17 protein-coding genes are annotated in these 17,549 nt (G+C 68.3%); 10 read left to right on the plus strand and 7 right to left on the minus strand.

Annotated elements, in window-relative coordinates; translation table 11 throughout:
- Window positions 1-13: 13 nt before the first annotated feature.
- The 7 genes from alkB to fliF form a co-directional block, all read right to left on the minus strand.
- Window positions 14-670 (minus strand): DNA oxidative demethylase AlkB, encoded by a 657-nt coding sequence (gene alkB, locus AC1DK4_RS09820; protein ID WP_441649807.1) that lies wholly within the window; start codon window positions 668-670, stop codon window positions 14-16.
- A 154-nt stretch (window positions 671-824) separates the two neighbouring features.
- Window positions 825-2,345, minus strand: a complete 1,521-nt coding sequence (locus AC1DK4_RS09825) for a flagellar hook-length control protein FliK (protein WP_477131500.1) — start codon at window positions 2,343-2,345, stop codon at window positions 825-827.
- 20 nt (window positions 2,346-2,365) lie between these two features.
- A complete protein-coding gene (gene fliJ, locus AC1DK4_RS09830; RefSeq protein ID WP_441613935.1) occupies window positions 2,366-2,821 on the minus strand; it encodes a flagellar export protein FliJ in 456 nt (151 codons plus the stop codon).
- The gene (gene fliI, locus AC1DK4_RS09835; RefSeq protein ID WP_441643206.1) at window positions 2,814-4,277 is read right to left on the minus strand and encodes a flagellar protein export ATPase FliI; all 1,464 of its coding nucleotides are present in this window, start codon (window positions 4,275-4,277) and stop codon (window positions 2,814-2,816) included. The genes fliJ and fliI overlap by 8 nt, the downstream gene beginning before the upstream one ends.
- Window positions 4,270-5,124, minus strand: a complete 855-nt coding sequence (fliH, locus tag AC1DK4_RS09840) for a flagellar assembly protein FliH (protein ID WP_441613937.1) — start codon at window positions 5,122-5,124, stop codon at window positions 4,270-4,272. Before fliH ends, fliI begins: the two co-directional genes overlap by 8 nt.
- Window positions 5,111-6,103 (minus strand): flagellar motor switch protein FliG, encoded by a 993-nt coding sequence (gene fliG, locus AC1DK4_RS09845; protein WP_441613938.1) that lies wholly within the window; start codon window positions 6,101-6,103, stop codon window positions 5,111-5,113. The genes fliH and fliG overlap by 14 nt, the downstream gene beginning before the upstream one ends.
- Complete coding sequence (gene fliF, locus AC1DK4_RS09850; protein ID WP_441613939.1) at window positions 6,093-7,799, minus strand: flagellar basal-body MS-ring/collar protein FliF; 1,707 nt, start codon at window positions 7,797-7,799, stop codon at window positions 6,093-6,095. Before fliF ends, fliG begins: the two co-directional genes overlap by 11 nt.
- 243 nt (window positions 7,800-8,042) lie before the next feature.
- On the opposite strand from fliF, the gene fliE reads away from it, so the two are divergent.
- The 10 genes from fliE to AC1DK4_RS09900 all read left to right on the plus strand — a co-directional run bounded on the left by fliE (window position 8,043) and on the right by AC1DK4_RS09900 (window position 17,549).
- Complete coding sequence (gene fliE, locus AC1DK4_RS09855) at window positions 8,043-8,342, plus strand: flagellar hook-basal body complex protein FliE (protein WP_477131501.1); 300 nt, start codon at window positions 8,043-8,045, stop codon at window positions 8,340-8,342.
- 157 nt (window positions 8,343-8,499) lie between these two features.
- Window positions 8,500-10,746 carry an O-linked N-acetylglucosamine transferase, SPINDLY family protein gene (locus AC1DK4_RS09860; protein WP_441613941.1) on the plus strand — a complete coding sequence of 749 codons (2,247 nt, stop codon included), beginning with the start codon at window positions 8,500-8,502 and terminating at the stop codon, window positions 10,744-10,746.
- A complete protein-coding gene (gene rfbF / locus AC1DK4_RS09865) occupies window positions 10,743-11,513 on the plus strand; it encodes a glucose-1-phosphate cytidylyltransferase (RefSeq protein ID WP_441613942.1) in 771 nt (256 codons plus the stop codon). Before AC1DK4_RS09860 ends, rfbF begins: the two co-directional genes overlap by 4 nt.
- Window positions 11,504-12,586 (plus strand): CDP-glucose 4,6-dehydratase, encoded by a 1,083-nt coding sequence (rfbG, locus tag AC1DK4_RS09870; RefSeq protein WP_441613943.1) that lies wholly within the window; start codon window positions 11,504-11,506, stop codon window positions 12,584-12,586. Before rfbF ends, rfbG begins: the two co-directional genes overlap by 10 nt.
- Window positions 12,583-13,134, plus strand: a complete 552-nt coding sequence (locus AC1DK4_RS09875) for a dTDP-4-dehydrorhamnose 3,5-epimerase family protein (protein ID WP_441613944.1) — start codon at window positions 12,583-12,585, stop codon at window positions 13,132-13,134. Before rfbG ends, AC1DK4_RS09875 begins: the two co-directional genes overlap by 4 nt.
- A complete protein-coding gene (locus AC1DK4_RS09880) occupies window positions 13,131-14,366 on the plus strand; it encodes a methyltransferase domain-containing protein (protein WP_441613945.1) in 1,236 nt (411 codons plus the stop codon). The genes AC1DK4_RS09875 and AC1DK4_RS09880 overlap by 4 nt, the downstream gene beginning before the upstream one ends.
- Window positions 14,367-14,389: 23 nt before the next feature.
- Window positions 14,390-15,148, plus strand: a complete 759-nt coding sequence (locus tag AC1DK4_RS09885; RefSeq protein ID WP_441613946.1) for a WbqC family protein — start codon at window positions 14,390-14,392, stop codon at window positions 15,146-15,148.
- Between the two features lie 19 nt (window positions 15,149-15,167).
- Window positions 15,168-15,887: a class I SAM-dependent methyltransferase gene (locus AC1DK4_RS09890; protein ID WP_441613947.1), complete on the plus strand. Its 720-nt coding sequence runs from the start codon at window positions 15,168-15,170 to the stop codon at window positions 15,885-15,887.
- On the plus strand, window positions 15,884-16,867 hold the full coding sequence (locus AC1DK4_RS09895; RefSeq protein WP_441613948.1) for an ATP-grasp domain-containing protein: 984 nt from the start codon (window positions 15,884-15,886) through the stop codon (window positions 16,865-16,867). Before AC1DK4_RS09890 ends, AC1DK4_RS09895 begins: the two co-directional genes overlap by 4 nt.
- The gene (locus tag AC1DK4_RS09900; protein ID WP_477131502.1) at window positions 16,848-17,549 is read left to right on the plus strand and encodes a metallophosphoesterase family protein; all 702 of its coding nucleotides are present in this window, start codon (window positions 16,848-16,850) and stop codon (window positions 17,547-17,549) included. The genes AC1DK4_RS09895 and AC1DK4_RS09900 overlap by 20 nt, the downstream gene beginning before the upstream one ends.

The following is a 17,549-nucleotide window of genomic DNA, read 5'->3' on the forward strand; positions in this document are numbered from 1 at the left end:
GCGGCGGCGCAGCCTAGCGCGTCTTGCGGAAGGTCAGGTTGATGCGCTCGTGTCCGGTCAGCGCGTGATCGCCGTCGGCCAGCGGTGCGATGCCGTGGAATGCCAGCCGCGACGGTCCGCCCCATACCACCACGTCGCCATGGGCCAGGCGCACGCGCTGCGGACGCTGGGTGCGCAGCGCGCCGCCGAACAGGAAGATCGCCGGCAGGCCGAGCGAAACCGAGACGATCGGCGCGCGCAGGTCGAGTTCGTCGCGGTCCTGGTGCAGTGAAAGCCGCGTGCCGGGGGCATAGCGGTTGAGCAGGCAGGCATCCGGCCTGAAATCGGCATAGCCCGCATCGTCGGCCGCCGCGCGTGCGAGCGAGAGGAGGGCTTCGGGCATGGGCGGCCACGGCTTGCCGCTGAGCGGATCCGCCGGCTCATAGCGGTAGCCGGTGACGTCGGATACCCAGCCGAGCTGACCGCAATTGGTCATGGCCACCGACATGCGCAGGCCGCCCGGGGTGATCAGGTGGCGCCACGGCGCCTGCGCGGCGATGTCCCGCACGGCGCCAAGCAGGGTCTGCTCATGCGCGCGGGCAAAGCCGCGCAGGATCGTCGCGCCGGGCGCGAGCGGCTCGGCGTGGGGCGGGTCTTCCTGCGGGAGGGAGTCGAAAAGGTCGAAGGTCATGACGTTGCGGGAAGCAGGCGATGGACGCCTGTGCGGCGAGCCTGTTCTCAAACGACATGGTATGCGCGATTGCAGCCGGCCGTCGCCGACGTTGCCGGCGTTGCCACCGGCTGGCAAGCGCGGCAGCGCGTTTGCCAGCCGTGCGCGCCCGGGGTCAGGCGAACGTATCGACTTCGCCGCGGGCGAGCGTACGCGCGGGGGCAGCCACGGTGCTGCCTGCGCCGGCCGGGGCGGCCGTGTTGCCCGCCAGCGCGCCAAAGCTGGCTTGCTGGCCGCCCGACTGGCGCTGTTGCTGCGGCTGGCCATTGCCGGGCTGGCCGGCAAAGCTGTCGGCGCCGACCGACGCCTGGCCAAGCTGGATGCCGCTGTCGGCCATGGCGGTACGCAGGTGCGGCAGGGCCGCTTCCACCGCCGCGCGCACGGCGGCGTGCGGGGAGACGAACTGCGCCTGTGCCTGGTCGTTGACCACGTTGAGCACGACCTTCAGCGGGCCGAGATCGGGCGGATTGAGCTGCAGCTCGGCGGTGTGGTTGCCTTGTGTCGACAGGCGCACCATCTGCTGGCTGAGCGCCTGCGGCCACTGGCCGTCGCCCACCGGCGGGGCGACCGGCAGCGAGGTGGCTGGCGAAAGGCCGCTGCTGGTTGGCGCCGGACCGGCGGCCATGGTGCTGGCGGCCATCGCCGCCGTGGCAGCGTTGCCGGACGGGGCCGCGTCGGTGCCGGACGGCTCGGCGGCGCGCATGGCCGCGGCGAACTGGGCTGCACCGGTGGTGGTGGCAGTGGTTGCGGTCGCGGTGGCGGAAGGGCTGGTGGGCGGCAGCGCCCTGGCATCCTTGGCGTCGCCAGCTTGCACCAGCGCCTTGTAAGGCTCGCCGCCGGTGCCCTGCTGGCCGGTGGACTGGCCACCGTTGCTGCCTTGCTGGCCGGACATGGCTACCTTGAGGCTGTTTGCCAGGTCGGGGCCGGTCTTGCCGGCGTCGGCCGCGGTGGTGGTGGCCGGCTTGTCGGTGACCTGGGCGCCGGCCGCGTTCTGCGGCACGGCCTGCAGCGCGGCGCGCTGCGAGGCGATGGTGGCGAGCGTATCGGCCGCGGTCGAGGCGGCCGGCGCCGCCGGGCCGGTCGCGCCGGTGGCGGACGCGGYGGCTGCGAGCGCCGGATCCTTCAGGTCCGGCATGCCGGACTGGCTGCCGAGGGCGGCGGCGGCCGCGCCGGACAAGGCGCTGCCGCTTGCCGGCTGCAGCGCGGGCTGGGCCGGTTGCGCCGGCAGCAGCGCCGCCAGCGCGGCGGCGGCGGCCTGCGCTGCCGGGTTCACGGCAAGTGCGTCGCCCTGTTCGCTGTCCTTGTCGGCATCCTTGTCGCTGTCCTTGTCGCCATCCTTGCCTTGYGGGCGTGCCGGCTTGGCGGCAACGCTGTTTCCTTGCGTGCCTTGCGTACCGTTGCCGGCGGCCGCGTTGTTCTGCGTTGCGCTGTCTTGCGCCGGCGCGTTGCCGTTGCTGCCGGCCTTGCTGCCGTTGTCGGCCTTGCCGGCATTGCTGGCGCTGTTGTTGCGGCTGTCGTCGCGGGCGCGCGCCAGCGCGTCGCCGAATCCCTGCGACGAGGCGTCCGTGCCGCTGCTGCTGCGCGAGGCGGCCGCGCTGCTGGCGGCGTTGCTGACAATCTGGCTGATATCGATCATGGTCGGTGCGTTCTGGCGGCTTAGCGGTGGCGGCCCGCGACTTGCAGGCGGGCGGCGCGCGCGGCGTATTCGTCGGTGTCGCGCTGCTCGCGGCGCGAGATGGCTTGCTGCTCGCGCGTCTGGGCGCGGGTGATCAGGGTGTCGAAGGAGTTCTGGCGACGCTTTTGCTGCTGCCAGTTGGCGCGCCCGGCCAGCAGCTGGGCCTCCGCGCGCGCCAGCGATTCGGTCTGCTGGCGGATGGCGGTGTCGAGGGATGCCAGGAACTGCGCGAAGTCCTGCCAGCGCGTGGAGGTCATGCCGTCCTGCGCGATGGCCTGCATGCGCTCGCGGTATTCCTGCCGGTACTGGGTGAGCGCGGCCAGCTGCTGCTCGGCCTGGTTGCGCAGGCCCTGCAGCCGGCCCAGCTCGCGCGCGGCGGCATCCGTATCGTTCTGGGCCAGGTCGGCCAAGGTATTCAATGCAGATGGCTTAGCCATGTTGACTCCGTTCGAAGAGACTATGCAACTGGCCGATCGAGGCGTCATAGCCGGCGCGCTCGTGGATGTCCTGCTGGAGGAAGGCTTCCATCTGCGGATGCAGGTGGATGGCCAGGTCCAGTTCCGGGTCGTTGCCCGGCACATAGGCACCCACGCTGATCAGGTCGCGATTGCGCTGGTAGCGCGACATCAACTGCTTGAAGCGCCGCACCGAGCCGAACTGCGACGGCTCGATCAGCGCGGTCATGGCCCGGCTGATCGACGCTTCCACGTCGATGGCCGGATAGTGGCCCGATTCCGCCAGGCTGCGCGACAGCACGATATGGCCGTCGAGAATCGCGCGCGCGGAATCGGCAATGGGATCCTGCTGGTCGTCGCCTTCGGTCAGCACGGTGTAGAAGGCGGTGATGGAGCCGCCGCCATCGGGGCCGTTGCCGGTGCGCTCCACCAGCGTGGGCAGCTTGGCGAACACCGAGGGCGGATAGCCCTTGGTGGCGGGCGGCTCGCCGATGGCCAGGGCGATCTCGCGCTGGGCCATGGCGTAGCGCGTGAGCGAGTCCATGATCAGCAGCACGTGGCGGCCCTGGTCACGGAAATACTCGGCCAGGCGCGTGGCATAGGCGGCGCCCTGCATGCGCAGCAGCGGCGAGGTATCGGCCGGGGCCGCCACCACCACCGAGCGCCTGCGGCCGTCTTCGCCCAGGATGTTCTCGATGAAGTCCTTCACTTCGCGGCCGCGCTCGCCGATCAGGCCGACCACGATGACCTCGGCGCTGGTGTAGCGCGCCATCATGCCCAGCAGCACGCTCTTGCCCACGCCCGAACCGGCGAACAGGCCCATGCGCTGGCCGCGGCCCACCGTGAGCATGCCGTTGATGGCGCGCACGCCGACGTCCAGCACGGTCTCGATGGGGGCGCGTTCGAGCGGGTTGATCTGCGCGCCGCCCAGGGTGACCTCGGTGGCGGCGGTGATGGGGCCGAGCCCGTCCAGCGGTCGGCCGGCAGCGTCGAGCACGCGGCCAAGCAGGCCTTCGCCCACCGGCAGGCGCTTGGACCCCGGCTCGCGCGGGGTGGCGTCGCCGCTGGGGCGCGGCGTGGGTTCGAGCGGATACACGCGCGCGCCGGGCACCAGGCCCACCACGTCGGATTGCGGCATCAGGTAGAGGCGGTCGGCGCCGAAGCCGACCACTTCCGCCTCGGCCATGCGCGGACCGGACGCCTTGCCGCCGGGCGACTGGCCCCCGGGCAGCTCGATCAGGCAATCGCTGCCCACCGGCATGCGCAGGCCGACGGCTTCCAGCACCAGGCCGGCCGCGCGCGTCAGGCGCCCGCAACTGCGCTTGCTGTCGATCTCGGCAATGCCGGCCGAGGCGGTGTTCAGCGCATCGCGCCAGCGCTGGCCATGCAGGCCCGGCACGGTGGGCGCGGCATCGGGCTTGGCAGCGTTGTCAGGCATGGGGCGGCTCCCACGGATCATCGCGGCCGAGCGCCTTGACCACGCGGCTCCAGCGCGTGGACAGCGTGGCGTCGAGCTCGCCGCTGGCGGCGCTCGCCACGCAGCCGCCACGGGCCACCGCGGGGTCGGCGCGCACGCTCCAGCCGGCGGCTTGGAGCTCGCCCGCCAGGTGGGTTTCCACCAGCGTCACGTCTTCGGCGTTGAGCAGCAGGCAGGGCGAGCCGGACAAGGCCGGCTCGGCGGCGAGCAGTTCGCGCACCGCCGGCAGCAGCACGCCGGGGTCGGCAACCACGGTCTGTTGCACGAGCCGGCGCGCCACATCCAGCGCCAGCGAGATCAGGGTCTGCGCCACTTCCTCGTCGACGCGGCCGAGCGCGTGGCTGAAGGTGGCGGCCAGCTCCTGCAGGCGGCCAGCCTCGGCGCGCGCGCCTTCCAGCCCGCGGGCATAGCCTTCACGGTGTCCGTCGCCATAGCCCTGGGTCTGGCCCTGGGTATAGCCCTGGGCGTAGCCTTCCTTGCGCGCGCCGTCGCGCATGGCTTCCAGCGCGGCGAAGTCGATGGGGGGCGGGGCGGGTTCCATCGGCATGAACTCGGCCGGTTCGGGCTCGGCCTTGCGCGGATCGAGCGAGACCATCTGCCAGCGCTGCCAGCCGCTCTTCTGCGGGGCGCGGCCGCCCGGCGGGGCAAAGCTCTCGAACTCGTCCTGCCGCGGGGCAGGACGGCTGCCCGCACGGCGGCCGTCGCCGCCATCGCCGCCGGCGCCACGCCGGTCGCCGCGGGTATTCGTGTAGGCCGGGTCCGCGGCAAAGCCGCGGAACTGGCCAAGGGCACGTTCAGACGTAGGCATCGTCGCCACCACCGATTACAACTTCTCCGGCTTCGGCCAGGCGGCGCACCACCTGGAGGATGTTCTTCTGCTCGGCCTCGACCTGCGAGACCCGTACCGGGCCCAGCGCATCGAGGTCTTCGCGCAGCATTTCGCCGGCGCGGGTAGACATGTTGCGGATGAACTTGTCGCGCAGTTCCGCCGGCGCGCCCTTGAGCGCGACGATAAGCGATTCGGTGGCCACTTCCTTGAGCACGCGCTGGATGCCGCGGTCGTCCACTTCGAGCAGGTTCTCGAACAGGAACATCTCGTCGATGATCTTCTGCGCGAGGTCGCTGTCGTGCAGGCGCACGCCCTCGATCACCGCTTCTTCGTGGGCCGTGCTCATCAGGTTGATGATCTCGGCCGCCGTGCGCACGCCGCCCATGCGGCTGCGCTTGAGGCTCTGGCCTGCCAGCAGCTTGGTCAGCACGTCGGTGAGCTCCTGCAGCGCACCCGGCTGTACGCCGCCGAAGGTGGCAATACGCAGGATCACGTCGTTGCGCAGGCGCTCGGTGAACATGCCGATGATCTCGGACGACTTCTGGCGGTCCAGGTGGATCAGGATGGTGGCGATGATCTGCGGGTGTTCGTCGCGGATCAGCTCGGCCACCGAAGTGGAATCCATCCAGTTCAGCGAGTCGATGCCACTGCCCGGGTCGCGCGACTCGAGGATGTCCTCGATCACGGACAGCGCGCGCTCCTCGCCCAGCGCCTTGTTCAGCACGCTGCGGATGAACGCGCTCGAATCGACGTTGAGCGCCAGGTACTGCTCGGTCTCCCCGCGGAACTCGGCCAGCACTTCGGCCATCTGCTCGCGGGTGACAGAGCTGAGCGTGGCCATGGCCTGGCCCAGGCTCTGTACTTCGCGCGGACCGAGGTGCTTGAATACTTCGGCTGCGGCATCTTCACCGAGCGACATCATCAGGATGGCGCTCTTCTGCAATCCTTCATCGGTCATCGCTAGACATCCAGTTCTTGATCACACTGGCAACCAGGCGCGGGTCGCGTTGCGCGGCGTCGCGCACCAGGGCGAGATCGCTTTCGTATTTGGCGGCGAGCCGCAGGACTTCCGGATTGGCCGGCTCTTCGGGCGGCAGCAGTACGGCCTGCTCCTCGTTCTTGTCTTGCGGCGGCGGCAGCGGCGGCGCGGTGTACTTGCGCAGCACCGGGCGTGCGATCTTGAACCACACGAACAGGGCCAGCAGGGCCAGCATCAGGTAGCCGGCGGCGGTCTTGGCCAGTGCGATCATGTCAGGCTGCTTCCACAGCGGCAGTTCGGGCTTGATCTCGGTGTCGGACGTGAACGGGCTGTTGACCACGTTGAGCGAGTCGCCGCGGTCTGCCGAGAAGCCCATGGCTTCCTTGGTCAGGTTCTCGATCTGCGCCAGCTGCGTGGCGGGCAGGGCCTCGGTCACCATCTTGCCGTTGGCGCCGGCCTTCTGGCGGTAGTTGACCACCACCGCCACCGACAGGCGCTTGACGCCGCCCGGCGCCTGCTGCACATGGCGCACGGTGCGGTCGAGCTCGTAGTTGGTGGTGCTGTCGCGGCGGCTGCTGCTCGGGCCGGACTGGGCGGTCGTGGTGGCGCCGGACTGCGCCGTTTGCGCGGCCTGGCCTTGCTGGCCGGGCTGCTGGCCAGGCTGGTTGGGCTGGCCGGGGCGCGGCGGCTGGGCCGTGGCGATGGGCGCGGTGGCCGGGGCGGGCGGCTGGTTGGACAGCGCGCCAGGCACGCCGCCGACGGGCGCCGCGCCTTGCTGGTTCGATTCGCTCGACTGCTGGCTGCGGATAGCCGCGTGGGTCGGGTCCTGGTTGGGCTTGAACGATTCGTCGGTGTGCTCGACGATGGAGAAGTCCACGTCGGCGGTGACCTGGGCCTTCACATTGTCCTGGCCGACGATCGGCGCCAGGATGGCTTCCACGCGCTGCGCGTAGTTGCGCTCCAGCGCCTGCACGTACTTGATCTGGCTGGCGTCGAGCATGCGCTCGTTGGTGCCGTTGCCGGACAGCAGGTTGCCGTGCTGGTCGACGATGGAAATGGACTTGGGGGTCAGTTCCGGCACGCTGGAGGAGACCAGGTAGCTGATGGCGGCAACCTGGCCGTCGTCGATGGCGCGGCCCGGGTAGAGCTGCAGCACCACCGAGGCGGTCGGCTTCTGGCGTTCGCGCACGAACAGCGTGGGCTTGGGGATGGCCAGGTGCACGCGCGCCGTCTGCACCGCCGCGATCGATTCGATCGAGCGCGCCAGCTCGCCTTCCAGGCCACGCTGGTAGTTGACCTGCTCGGCAAACTGGCTGATGCCGAACTTCTGCGTGTCCATCAGCTCCATGCCGGTGGTGCCGCTCTTGGGCAAGCCCTGGGAGGCCAGTCGTAGGCGGGTTTCGTGGACCTTTTCGGCAGGCACCATGACCGCACCGCCGCCTTCGGCGAACTTGTACGGCACATTCATTTGCTGCAGGGAGGCGATGACGGAACCGCCATCGCGCTCGGACAGATTGCTGTAGAGCACCTTGTAGTCCGGCGCCCGCGACCACAGCACGCCCACCGCGATGGCGGCGGCGAGCGCCGCGCCGCCCAGCATGAGGGGCAGGCGCGGATTGGTCTTGATGCGCTCGAACAGCTCGGATTTGCCCGACAGGGCTGTCACGGCGTTCATGCGCGCGCCCCCGTCACGGCCAGGATCGGCTGGGCCGGATGGCGGGCGCCGCTCTGGCTGCCCTGTCCACCCCGGCCAGCCTGGGCATTCCCGGCTGCGGCATGGCTAAGATCACGCTGCTGACAAAACACGCGTACTCCCCGCGATAGTTGATGAAGGTCGGGGCCGGGAGCGGGGCGCGGCAAGGCAGCGGCACCCCAGCTCCGGCACGGTACAGATCATCGGCCAAGGCCCCTCGACGGCATGCTGCAGCAACTGCGCGGGCTGGCCCAGAGCGCCACCGGCACGGAAAGCCCGGCCACCTCGGCCGCCGCCGCGCCCGGCAGCTTCGCCGGCGAACTGCAACGCTCGCTGGCGCGCGTGAGCGCCGTGCAGGAGCACGCCTACGGCCAGGCAGAATCGTTCGAACTGGGCAAGCCCGGCGTTGCGCTCAACGACGTGATGATCGACATGCAGAAGGCCAATGTGTCGTTCCAGACCGCGGTGCAGGTACGCAACCGGCTGGCGGCGGCTTACCAGGAAATGATGAACATGGCCGTCTGAGGGCCGCCGGCGTTTCCATCCGGTGGGGTCCGCAGTCGACGGGACCCACGACACGGACGCCGGGAACGTCGGGACAGGACGACTACTGCTAGCCGGTTTCCGCTGGCCATGCGCCGTGCCCAAGGTGTGCGCAGGTCGCGATTTTCAAGTCGATGCGATGAACAATTCCCCTACTGCTTCCAAGGGCGGCTCGAGAGCTGCCAGCCATGTTGCCCAGACCCGCGCCAGTTGCTTGGCCGGACGCTATCGCGACGCGCAGCGCCATGCGGACAAGGCCCTGAAGCACCCGGACACGGCTGACCAGGACGCCTATTTCTGGGCAGCCAGTGCCTATATGGGCGCGCAGAACTGGCAGCGGGGCCGCGAGCTGGTCGGCGCCGGGCTGGAGAAATTCCCTGACTCGGCGTTGCTGCTGTCGCTGCAGGGGGGTGTCCTGGCGGAAGACGGCGAATATGACCAGGCCAACGCCATGCTGCGCCGGTGCGTCGAAATCGACCCGCGGCTCGCCATCGGCTGGATCCGGCTCAGCTCGGTGCTCTTCCTGCAGCACCAGTACGTCGCCAGCCGCGACGCCGCGCTCAAGGCGCTGGAACTGGAGCCGGAGGATATCTTTGCGCTGACCACCTATGCCAGCGCCATGAAGGAAATGGGCTACGTACGGGAAGCCGTGGAAGCGCTCGGGAAGATCTCCGAGCTGTATCCCGATACCCCGGTGCACCGTCCCAACCTGCTGTTCACGATGCTCTTCGACGAGAAGAGCACGCCGCAGACCCTGCGCGCCGAGGCGGAGACCTACGCAGGCATGCTGGCCCGCAAGCGCCATGGCAGGAAGCGGCAGGGCCGCCCGCCGGCCTCCGGCCGCATCCGCGTGGGGCTGATCTCCAACGACCTCTACGCGCATGCTTGCGCCTACTTCATCATCCCGTTCCTGACCAACCTGGATCATGAGCGCTTCGAAGTGTCGGTGTTCTCCCTGAACGGGCGCAAGGACAACGTCACCACCAAGATCCGGCTCTATGCGGATCATTTCGTCGACCTGGCGGGCAAGTCGGAAAGCGAGATCGTGTCGACGCTCGACGCGGCGGGCATGGATGTCCTGTTCGACCTGGGCGGCTACACCACCAATTCCCCGCTGGTCTACCTGGCATACAGCCTGGCGCCGGTCCAGGTCACCTGGATGGGCTATCCGAGCACCACGGGCATGGCCCAGGTCCAGTACCGCATCAGCGACTGGATAGGCGATCCCGCAGGCAACGAGGGCAACTATACCGAGCAACTCCTGCGCGCGCCCGTGATCGCCAGCGTGTACTACCCGCTGGTGGCGACGCCGCTGCGGGTGTACGAGCAGCACATGGCAGTGCAGGAAACCCCCGCGCTCAAGAACGGATTCGTCACCTTTGGCTGCTGTATCAACCTCGCCAAGGTCAGCCAACGCACGCTTCGCCTGTGGAGCGCGGTGCTGGCCAGGTGCCCGGACAGCAAGCTGCTGCTGGAGTGCAGCGGGCTGGAGAAGGAGGAGGTCAGGCATCCGCTGCTGCATCGCATGGAGGCGGCCGGCATCGCCGCCGAGCGCGTCATCTGCGTGCCGCGCTCGGGCCTGAATCAGTACCGCCTGTACAACCAGATCGATGTCGTGCTCGATACGGCGCCCATGACGGGCGGCGCGAATACCTGCGACGCCTTGTGGATGGGCGTACCCGTGGTCACGCTGGCCGGCACGGCCTTCCACGAGCGTATTTCGGCGTCCTGCGTTCACGCGATCGGGCTGGACGGGCTGAGCTGCGGGACCGAGGAAGAATATGTCGAGGTTGCCGCCAGCCTGGCGAGCGATCCCGCCGGGCTGAACGCCCTGCGCCTGTCGATGCGGGCGAGGTTCGAGCAAAGCCCGCTGTTCGACGCGCCTGCCTTCACGCGCTGGCTGGAGGCGGAAATGACCGGGCTGGTCGGGCAATACCGGGAAGTGCCGCCGGCCGGCGCGGGCCTGGAGGAGGGGGTCTTCTTCGATGGCCAGTGGCACCCGATGGAGGAGATCGTCCTGGCGGTGGTCTCGCTGCTGCAGGAGCGGAACTACCTGGACCTGAACAGCCTGCTGGAGAACATCTCGGCCAAATGGAGCCGGCACTGGCTGGTGGCCTTTGCGCTGGCGGAGATGGCGCATGAGAGCGGCAACAAGGAGTGGTCACTCGACCTGCTGATCGAGAGCGCCGCCCTGAGGAAATTCTCCCTGCCGCTGTATCGCCTGCTCAGCCAGCGCCTGGACGAGTGCGGACGCGACAAGTCCGTCCTGGACCAGTTCCTGCAGCAATCGTTCGGCCTGGATCTGGCCTACCTGGACCGGCAACCCGTGCCGTCGATCGCCGAGATCGCCGGTGTCAAGGTCCTGCGCGAGGACGCCACGGCATGAAAGCGGTGATCCTGGCTGGTGGGCTTGGCACGCGGATCTCGGAGGAGTCGCACCTGCGTCCGAAGCCCATGATCGAGATCGGCGGCAAGCCGATCCTGTGGCACATCATGAAGACCTACTCCCACTACGGGATCAACGACTTCGTGATCTGCCTGGGCTACAAGGGCTACATCATCAAGGAGTACTTCGCCAACTATTTCCTCCACATGTCGGATGTCACCTTCGACATGAAGCATAACCAGATGGAGGTGCACCAGCGCCATGTCGAGCCATGGCGCGTCACCCTGGTGGATACCGGCGAAAGCACGCTGACCGGCGGGCGCATGAAGCGCGTGCGCGACTATGTGGGCAAGGAGCCCTTCTGCTTCACCTATGGCGATGGCGTGTCCGATATCGACATCGGCGCGCTCGTCGACTTCCACTACCGCCACGGCAAGCCGGCGACGGTGACCGCGATCCAGCCGCCGGGCCGCTACGGCGCGCTCAACCTCAACGGCGACATGGTCGAGAGCTTCCAGGAAAAGCCCGCGGGTGACGGCTCGTGGATCAACGGCGGCTATTTCGTGCTCGACCCTTCGGTGATCGACCGCATCGAGGACGACCGCACGAGCTGGGAGGCCGAGCCGCTGATGCAGATGGCCACCGACGGCGCACTGGCCGCCTACATGCACCGGGGCTTCTGGCAGGCGATGGACACGCTGCGCGACAAGACCTATCTGGAAGACCTGTGGGGTCGGGGTAATCCGCCCTGGAAAGTATGGAAATAGCGCAATTTGGCCACCTCTACCAGGGGCGCCGCGTTCTGCTGACGGGCCACACCGGCTTCAAGGGCAGCTGGCTGGCGCAGTGGCTGACCGGGCTCGGCGCGGAGCTGACCTGCTATGCCCTGCCGCCCCAGGCGGGGCATAGCCACTGGGACCTGCTGCAAGTCTCCGCCGCGGATGTCCGCGGCGATATCCGCGACATGGCGGCGCTGGATTCCGCGTTCGCCGCCTGCCGTCCGGAGATCGTCTTTCACCTTGCCGCCCAGCCGCTGGTGCGGCGCTCCTACAGCGATCCGCTCGAGACCTGGTCCACCAACGTGATGGGCACGGCCAACGTGCTCGAAGCATGCCGCCGCCACGCGGGCGTGCGGGCGGTCGTCCTCGTCACCACCGACAAGGTCTACGCAAACCGCGAGTGGGAGTGGGGCTATCGCGAGAACGACCCGCTCGGCGGCCACGATCCCTATGCGGCGTCGAAGGCCGCGACCGAGCTCCTGGCGGCAAGCTATCGCCAGTCCTTCCTCGGCGCCACGGACACGCTGCTGGCAACCGCGCGCGCCGGCAACGTGATCGGTGGCGGCGACTGGTCCGCGGACCGGTTGATCCCCGACCTGGTGCGTGCGCTGGCGCAGGGCAATCCGCTCGAGATCCGCTCGCCCCGGTCCACCCGTCCCTGGCAGCACGTGCTGGATTGCCTGTCCGGCTACCTGCTGCTGGGGCAGCGCTTGCTGGAGGGCGATGCGGCTTGCGCCGCCGCCTGGAACTTCGGCCCGGCGGCGGAGGGTAACTGTTGCGTCGAATCCGTGCTCGGCCGCCTCAAGGCGCACTGGCCGGAGCTGGCGTGGCGCGTGGCAAGCCAGCCGCAGCCCCATGAGTCGGGGCTGCTCGCGCTGGATTGGTCGAAGGCGCGCGCCCGGCTTGGCTGGACCCCGGTCTGGCAGCTGGACGAGGCGCTGGGCGCCACCGCCGCCTGGTACCGCCAGTTCCAGGCCCGTGGCACGGCAGCGACCCGTTCGCAGCTTGCCGCCTATGTCGAACAGGCGGCCTGCGCCGGACTCGTCTGGGCCGCCGCATGAAAACCGAACCGACAAACATCGAGGGTGTCCGCCTGGTGCGGACCGAGCCGTTCGCCGACCACCGGGGCGCCTTCGCCCGGATGTTCTGCGCGGATGCGCTGGCGGAAGTCATCGGCGCGCGCCAGGTGCTGCAGATCAACCATTCCCGCACGCGCCAGGCAGGCGCGGTGCGCGGCCTGCACTTCCAGCTCGGCGCGCACGCGGAAATGAAGCTGGTGCGCTGCCTGCGGGGGCGGGTCTGGGATGTCGCGCTCGATCTCCGGGCCGGATCTCCCACGTTCCTGCAGTGGCAGGCGTTCGAGCTGAGTGCCGGGAACGCGCTCATGGTGGCGATTCCGGAAGGCTGCGCGCATGGATTCCAGGCACTGGAAGCCGACAGCGAACTGCTCTATCTGCATACCGCGCTCTACACGCCGCAGGCCGAGGGCGGCGTGCGGCACGACGATCCGAGGCTGGGCATCAGGTGGCCGCTGCCGGTCACCGATGTGTCCGCGCGCGATGCGTCTCACCCTCTTCTGAATGCCGGATTCCCGGGGATTTACCCATGAACTGCCGTCACTGCACAACACCGCTCGAGCATGTCTTCCTGGACCTGGGCTTCGCCCCGCCGTCGAATGCCTACCTGGAGGTAGCCGACCTGGCCGCGCCGGAGGTGCATTTCCCGCTCAAGCTCTACGTCTGCAGCCACTGCTGGCTGGTGCAGACGGAGGACTATGCCCGCGAGGACGAGCTGTTCCGCGCCGACTACGCCTACTTCTCGTCGACCTCGAAGACCTGGCTGGAACACGCGGCACGCTATGCCGGCGAGATCACCGCGGACCTGGCGCTCGGTGCGCACAGCCATGTCATCGAAGTGGCGTCCAACGACGGCTACCTGCTGAAGAACTTCGTCGCCGCCGGCATTCCCTGCCTGGGCATCGAGCCGACCGCGGGCACGGCGCAGGCCGCCGAGCGGATCGGCGTGCCCACCTTGCGCGAGTTCTTCGGCGAAGCGCTGGCGCGCCGCCTGGCCGAGGCCGGAAAGCAAGCCGACCTGATCGCGGCCAACAATGTATTCGCCCACGTTCCGGACATCAACGATTTCACCCGGGGCCTCAAAGTGGCGCTCAAGCCCGGCGGCACCATCACGCTCGAGTTCCCGCACCTGCTGCGGCTGATCGAGCAGACCCAGTTCGACACCGTCTATCACGAGCATTTCTCCTACCTCTCGCTCCACACGGTCAGGCAGATCCTCGCCGCCGCGCAGCTGCGCATCATCGACGTACGCGAACTCCCCACCCATGGCGGCAGCCTGCGCGTCTACGCCTGCCACGCCGACGACGGCCGCGCCGAGCAGCCGGCGGTTGGCGCGCTGCTGGGCAAGGAGCAGGACTTCGGCTTGCGTGCGCTGGCCACGTACCAGGGCTTCCAGGACCGCGTCGACCGGCTCAAGGATGCGCTTACCGTGTTCCTGATCGAGCAAAAGCGCGCCGGCAAGCGCCTGGCCGCCTACGGCGCGGCAGCCAAGGGCAATACGCTGCTGAACTACGCGGGCATCCGGCCAGACCTGCTGCCCTACGTATGCGATGCCGCGCCGTCCAAACAGGGCAAGCATCTGCCCGGCAGCCACGTACCGGTGATGCACCCGGACCACTTGCGCGAAGACTGTCCGGATGTGGTCCTGATCCTGCCCTGGAACATCGCGGACGAAGTGGTCCGGCAGCACGGCTATATCGCCGAATGGGGCGGAACGTTCGCGGTCGCGGTCCCCGAAATCCGCTATATCCCTGCCGCGGCATGACGGCGCAGGACCCGATCCCAGACATGACAGATTCCCTCCATGGCACCCGCCTGGTGATATCGCAGCCCATGTACTTCCCGTGGGTGGGCATGCTCGAGCAGGTGCGGCTGGCCGATACCTTTGTCTTCTACGACGACGTGCAGTTCTCGCGCGGAGGATTCGGCAACCGTGTGCAGGTCAAGACGGCGCAGGGCATGCGCTGGATGACCGTGCCGTTGCGCGGGCTCCGCCTGGGCCAGCGCATCGACGCGGTGGAGGTCGACGACGGCACCGGCTGGCGCGCACAGCATCGGGAGCTGCTGCGGCAGGCTTACCGCGATGCGCCGCACGTGCAGGACATGCTGGCCCTGGTGGACGAAGTCCTGGCCTTGCCCACCACGTCGCTTTCCGAGCTGACCCAGGCTTCCATGCTGGCGCTCGCGGACTATTTCGGCGTGGCCGGCGGCAAGCCGTTCGCCCGCTCGTCGGCGCTCGGCATCCCCGGCGAGAAGAGCCAGCGCGTGCTGGATGTGTGCAAGCGGATGGAGGCAGGTCGCTACATCACCGGCCACGGCGCGCGCAACTATCTCGACCACGAACTGTTCGAGCGCAATGCGGTGACCGTCGAATACATGGACTACGCCATGCACCCGTACCCGCAGCGCCACGGTGCCTTCACCCCCTACGTCTCGGGCCTGGACCTGGTCGCCAACTGCGGCCGCGCCGGGGCGAGCCAGATCTGCTCCGGAACGATCGCCTGGCGCGACATGATGCAGCGCCAGGCGTGCGCGCCGGCCCACTGAACCCCAAGACTGAAGAGTCATGAACCATCTTGACGCAGTAGCTACCGAGTATCTGCCGAACTCCGCGACGGAGCTCGAGAACGACCTGGTACTGAACTGGTATCCCGGCCGCATCATCGAGCGGTTCGGACATTGCGAGGCATTGCTCGAACTCGGCCTGGGCCACGGCTTCACCGCGTCCGCGTTCGACCAGCGGTGCGACCGGCATGTCATCGTGGAAGGCTCGCCGCTCGTCATCGAGCTGTTCGGCAAGCGTCATCCGGAGCTGGCCCACACGGTGGTGCTGGATTACTTCGAGACCTTCGAGACCGAACAGCGTTTCGACGTGATCGTCATGGGCTTCATCCTCGAGCACGTCGACGATCCCGGCCTGCTGCTGGCGCGCTATCGCCGTTTCCTCAAGCCCGGCGGCAAGGTCTATGTGGCCGTGCCCAACGCCAAGTCGATGAACCGGCGGCTGGGTCTCGAGCTCGGGCTGATCGACGATATCTACAGCCTGAACGCCAACGACATCGCTCTCGGGCACCAGCGCCAGTACTGCCGCGACACCCTGCGCGCCGTGCTGAACGAGCATGGCTACGCCATCACGCATGAGGAAGGCATCTACCTGAAGCCGCTGCCGCTGAGCGTGCTCAAGACACTGCCGGACATGCGCGCGAACATGCAGGCCATGCTCAAGGTCGGCGTCGGGTTTCCCGACCTGTGCGTGGCCTTGCTGGTGGAAGCGCAGCTGCAATGACCGTGACCGTCATCGTAACCGGCGTCGGCGCCATCATCGGACAGGGTGTGGTGAAGAGCCTGCGCGCCTGTGGCCGGCCGGTGCGCATCGTCGGCGTCGACCGCAACGCCGGATCGATGGGCAGCTACCTGTGCGATGCCTTCCGCGCCAAGCCGCCGTGCGAGGAGTCCGATCCCGCCTATCTCGATTTCTGGCGCGATCTCGTGCAGCGGGAAGGGGCGCAGCTGATCCTGCCGGCGCTCGAGGTCGATGTGTCCCTGATGGACCGGGAGCGCGCCTTCTTCGACAGCCTCGGCGTGGTGCTCGGGCTGAACCAGGCTGCGCTGGTCAGGCTCAGTGCGGACAAGTGGCGCTGCGGCCAGGCCATCGAGGCGCTTGGCCTGCCTTCGATTCCCAGCCGCATCGACGGCAGCTGGGAGGAGCTGGTCGGTGCGCTGGGCCCGGCGCCCCTGTTGATGAAGCCACGCGACGGCAACGGCTCGCGTGGCATCGTGCGGCTGCATGACGAACCGGACTATGACTACTGGCGCCGCAAGCAGGGCGACAGCGCCATGGTCCAGCGCATCGTCGGCACGGACGACGCCGAATACACGGTCGGGTTGTTCGGCTTCGGCGACGGCGGCATGGTGCCGCCCATCGTCTTCAGGCGCAGGTTGTCGGCGGCCGGCAGCACGGGCTATGTGGAGACGGTGCGCGACGCCGACATCGAGTCCGCCACGCAGGTCCTGACCCGGCATTTCCGCCCGCTCGGCCCCACCAATTACCAGTTCCGCAAGGAGGGCAGCGTGCCCTACCTGCTCGAGATCAATCCGCGCTTCTCCAGCAGCACTTCGCTGCGGACCGCGTTCGGCTACAACGAGGCGGGCATGGCGCTCGATTTCTTCCTGCAGGGCAGCAGGCCATCGGCGCCGCTGCTCAGGCATGGGCGGGCGTGGCGATATTCGGAGGACTTCGTTGCCTATGATCGCGATTCTCTCTGATATCCACGGCAACCTGCCGGCGCTGCATGCGGTGGTCGACGCTGCCCGCGCGCTCGGCTGCCAGCGCTTTATCTCGCTCGGGGACGTGGTCGGCTATTACGCGCAGCCGGGCGAATGCATTGACCTGCTGCGCCAGCTCGATGCCATCAATGTCATGGGCAATCACGACCAGTACATGGTCGCCGCGCTGGACTGCCCCCGTTCGCGCACGGTGGCGCAGATCATGGCATACCAGCGCACCGTGGTGAGCGTGGAGCAGGTCGCGTGGCTGGCGCGCTCGGTGTCCATCCATACGGAAGCACTGAACTATTTTGTCCACGGCGGCTGGAACGATCCGCTCGACGAGTWTCTGTACCGCGTGGACGCGCACACCGTGCCGCCACAGGCGCGCAATCTCTTCTCGGGCCATACGCATGTGCAGACGCTGGCGGTGTTCGGCGAGAAGACGTACTGCAACCCCGGATCGGTGGGGCAGCCCCGCGACGGCGATCCGCGCGCGGCATTCGCGGTGCTGGACGGGTACGAGATTGCCTTGCACCGCGTTGACTACGACATCGCACAGACGGTTGCGGCAATGGAGCGGGCGGGCTTTCCCCGCCACTACGCCGAATGCCTGTACATGGGCGCCCAGATCGGCGGGCGCATCGACAAGGTATTGGTTGAAAAAGACAATGGAGAGTGA

Source organism: Cupriavidus sp. 05N38, from assembly GCF_056397345.1.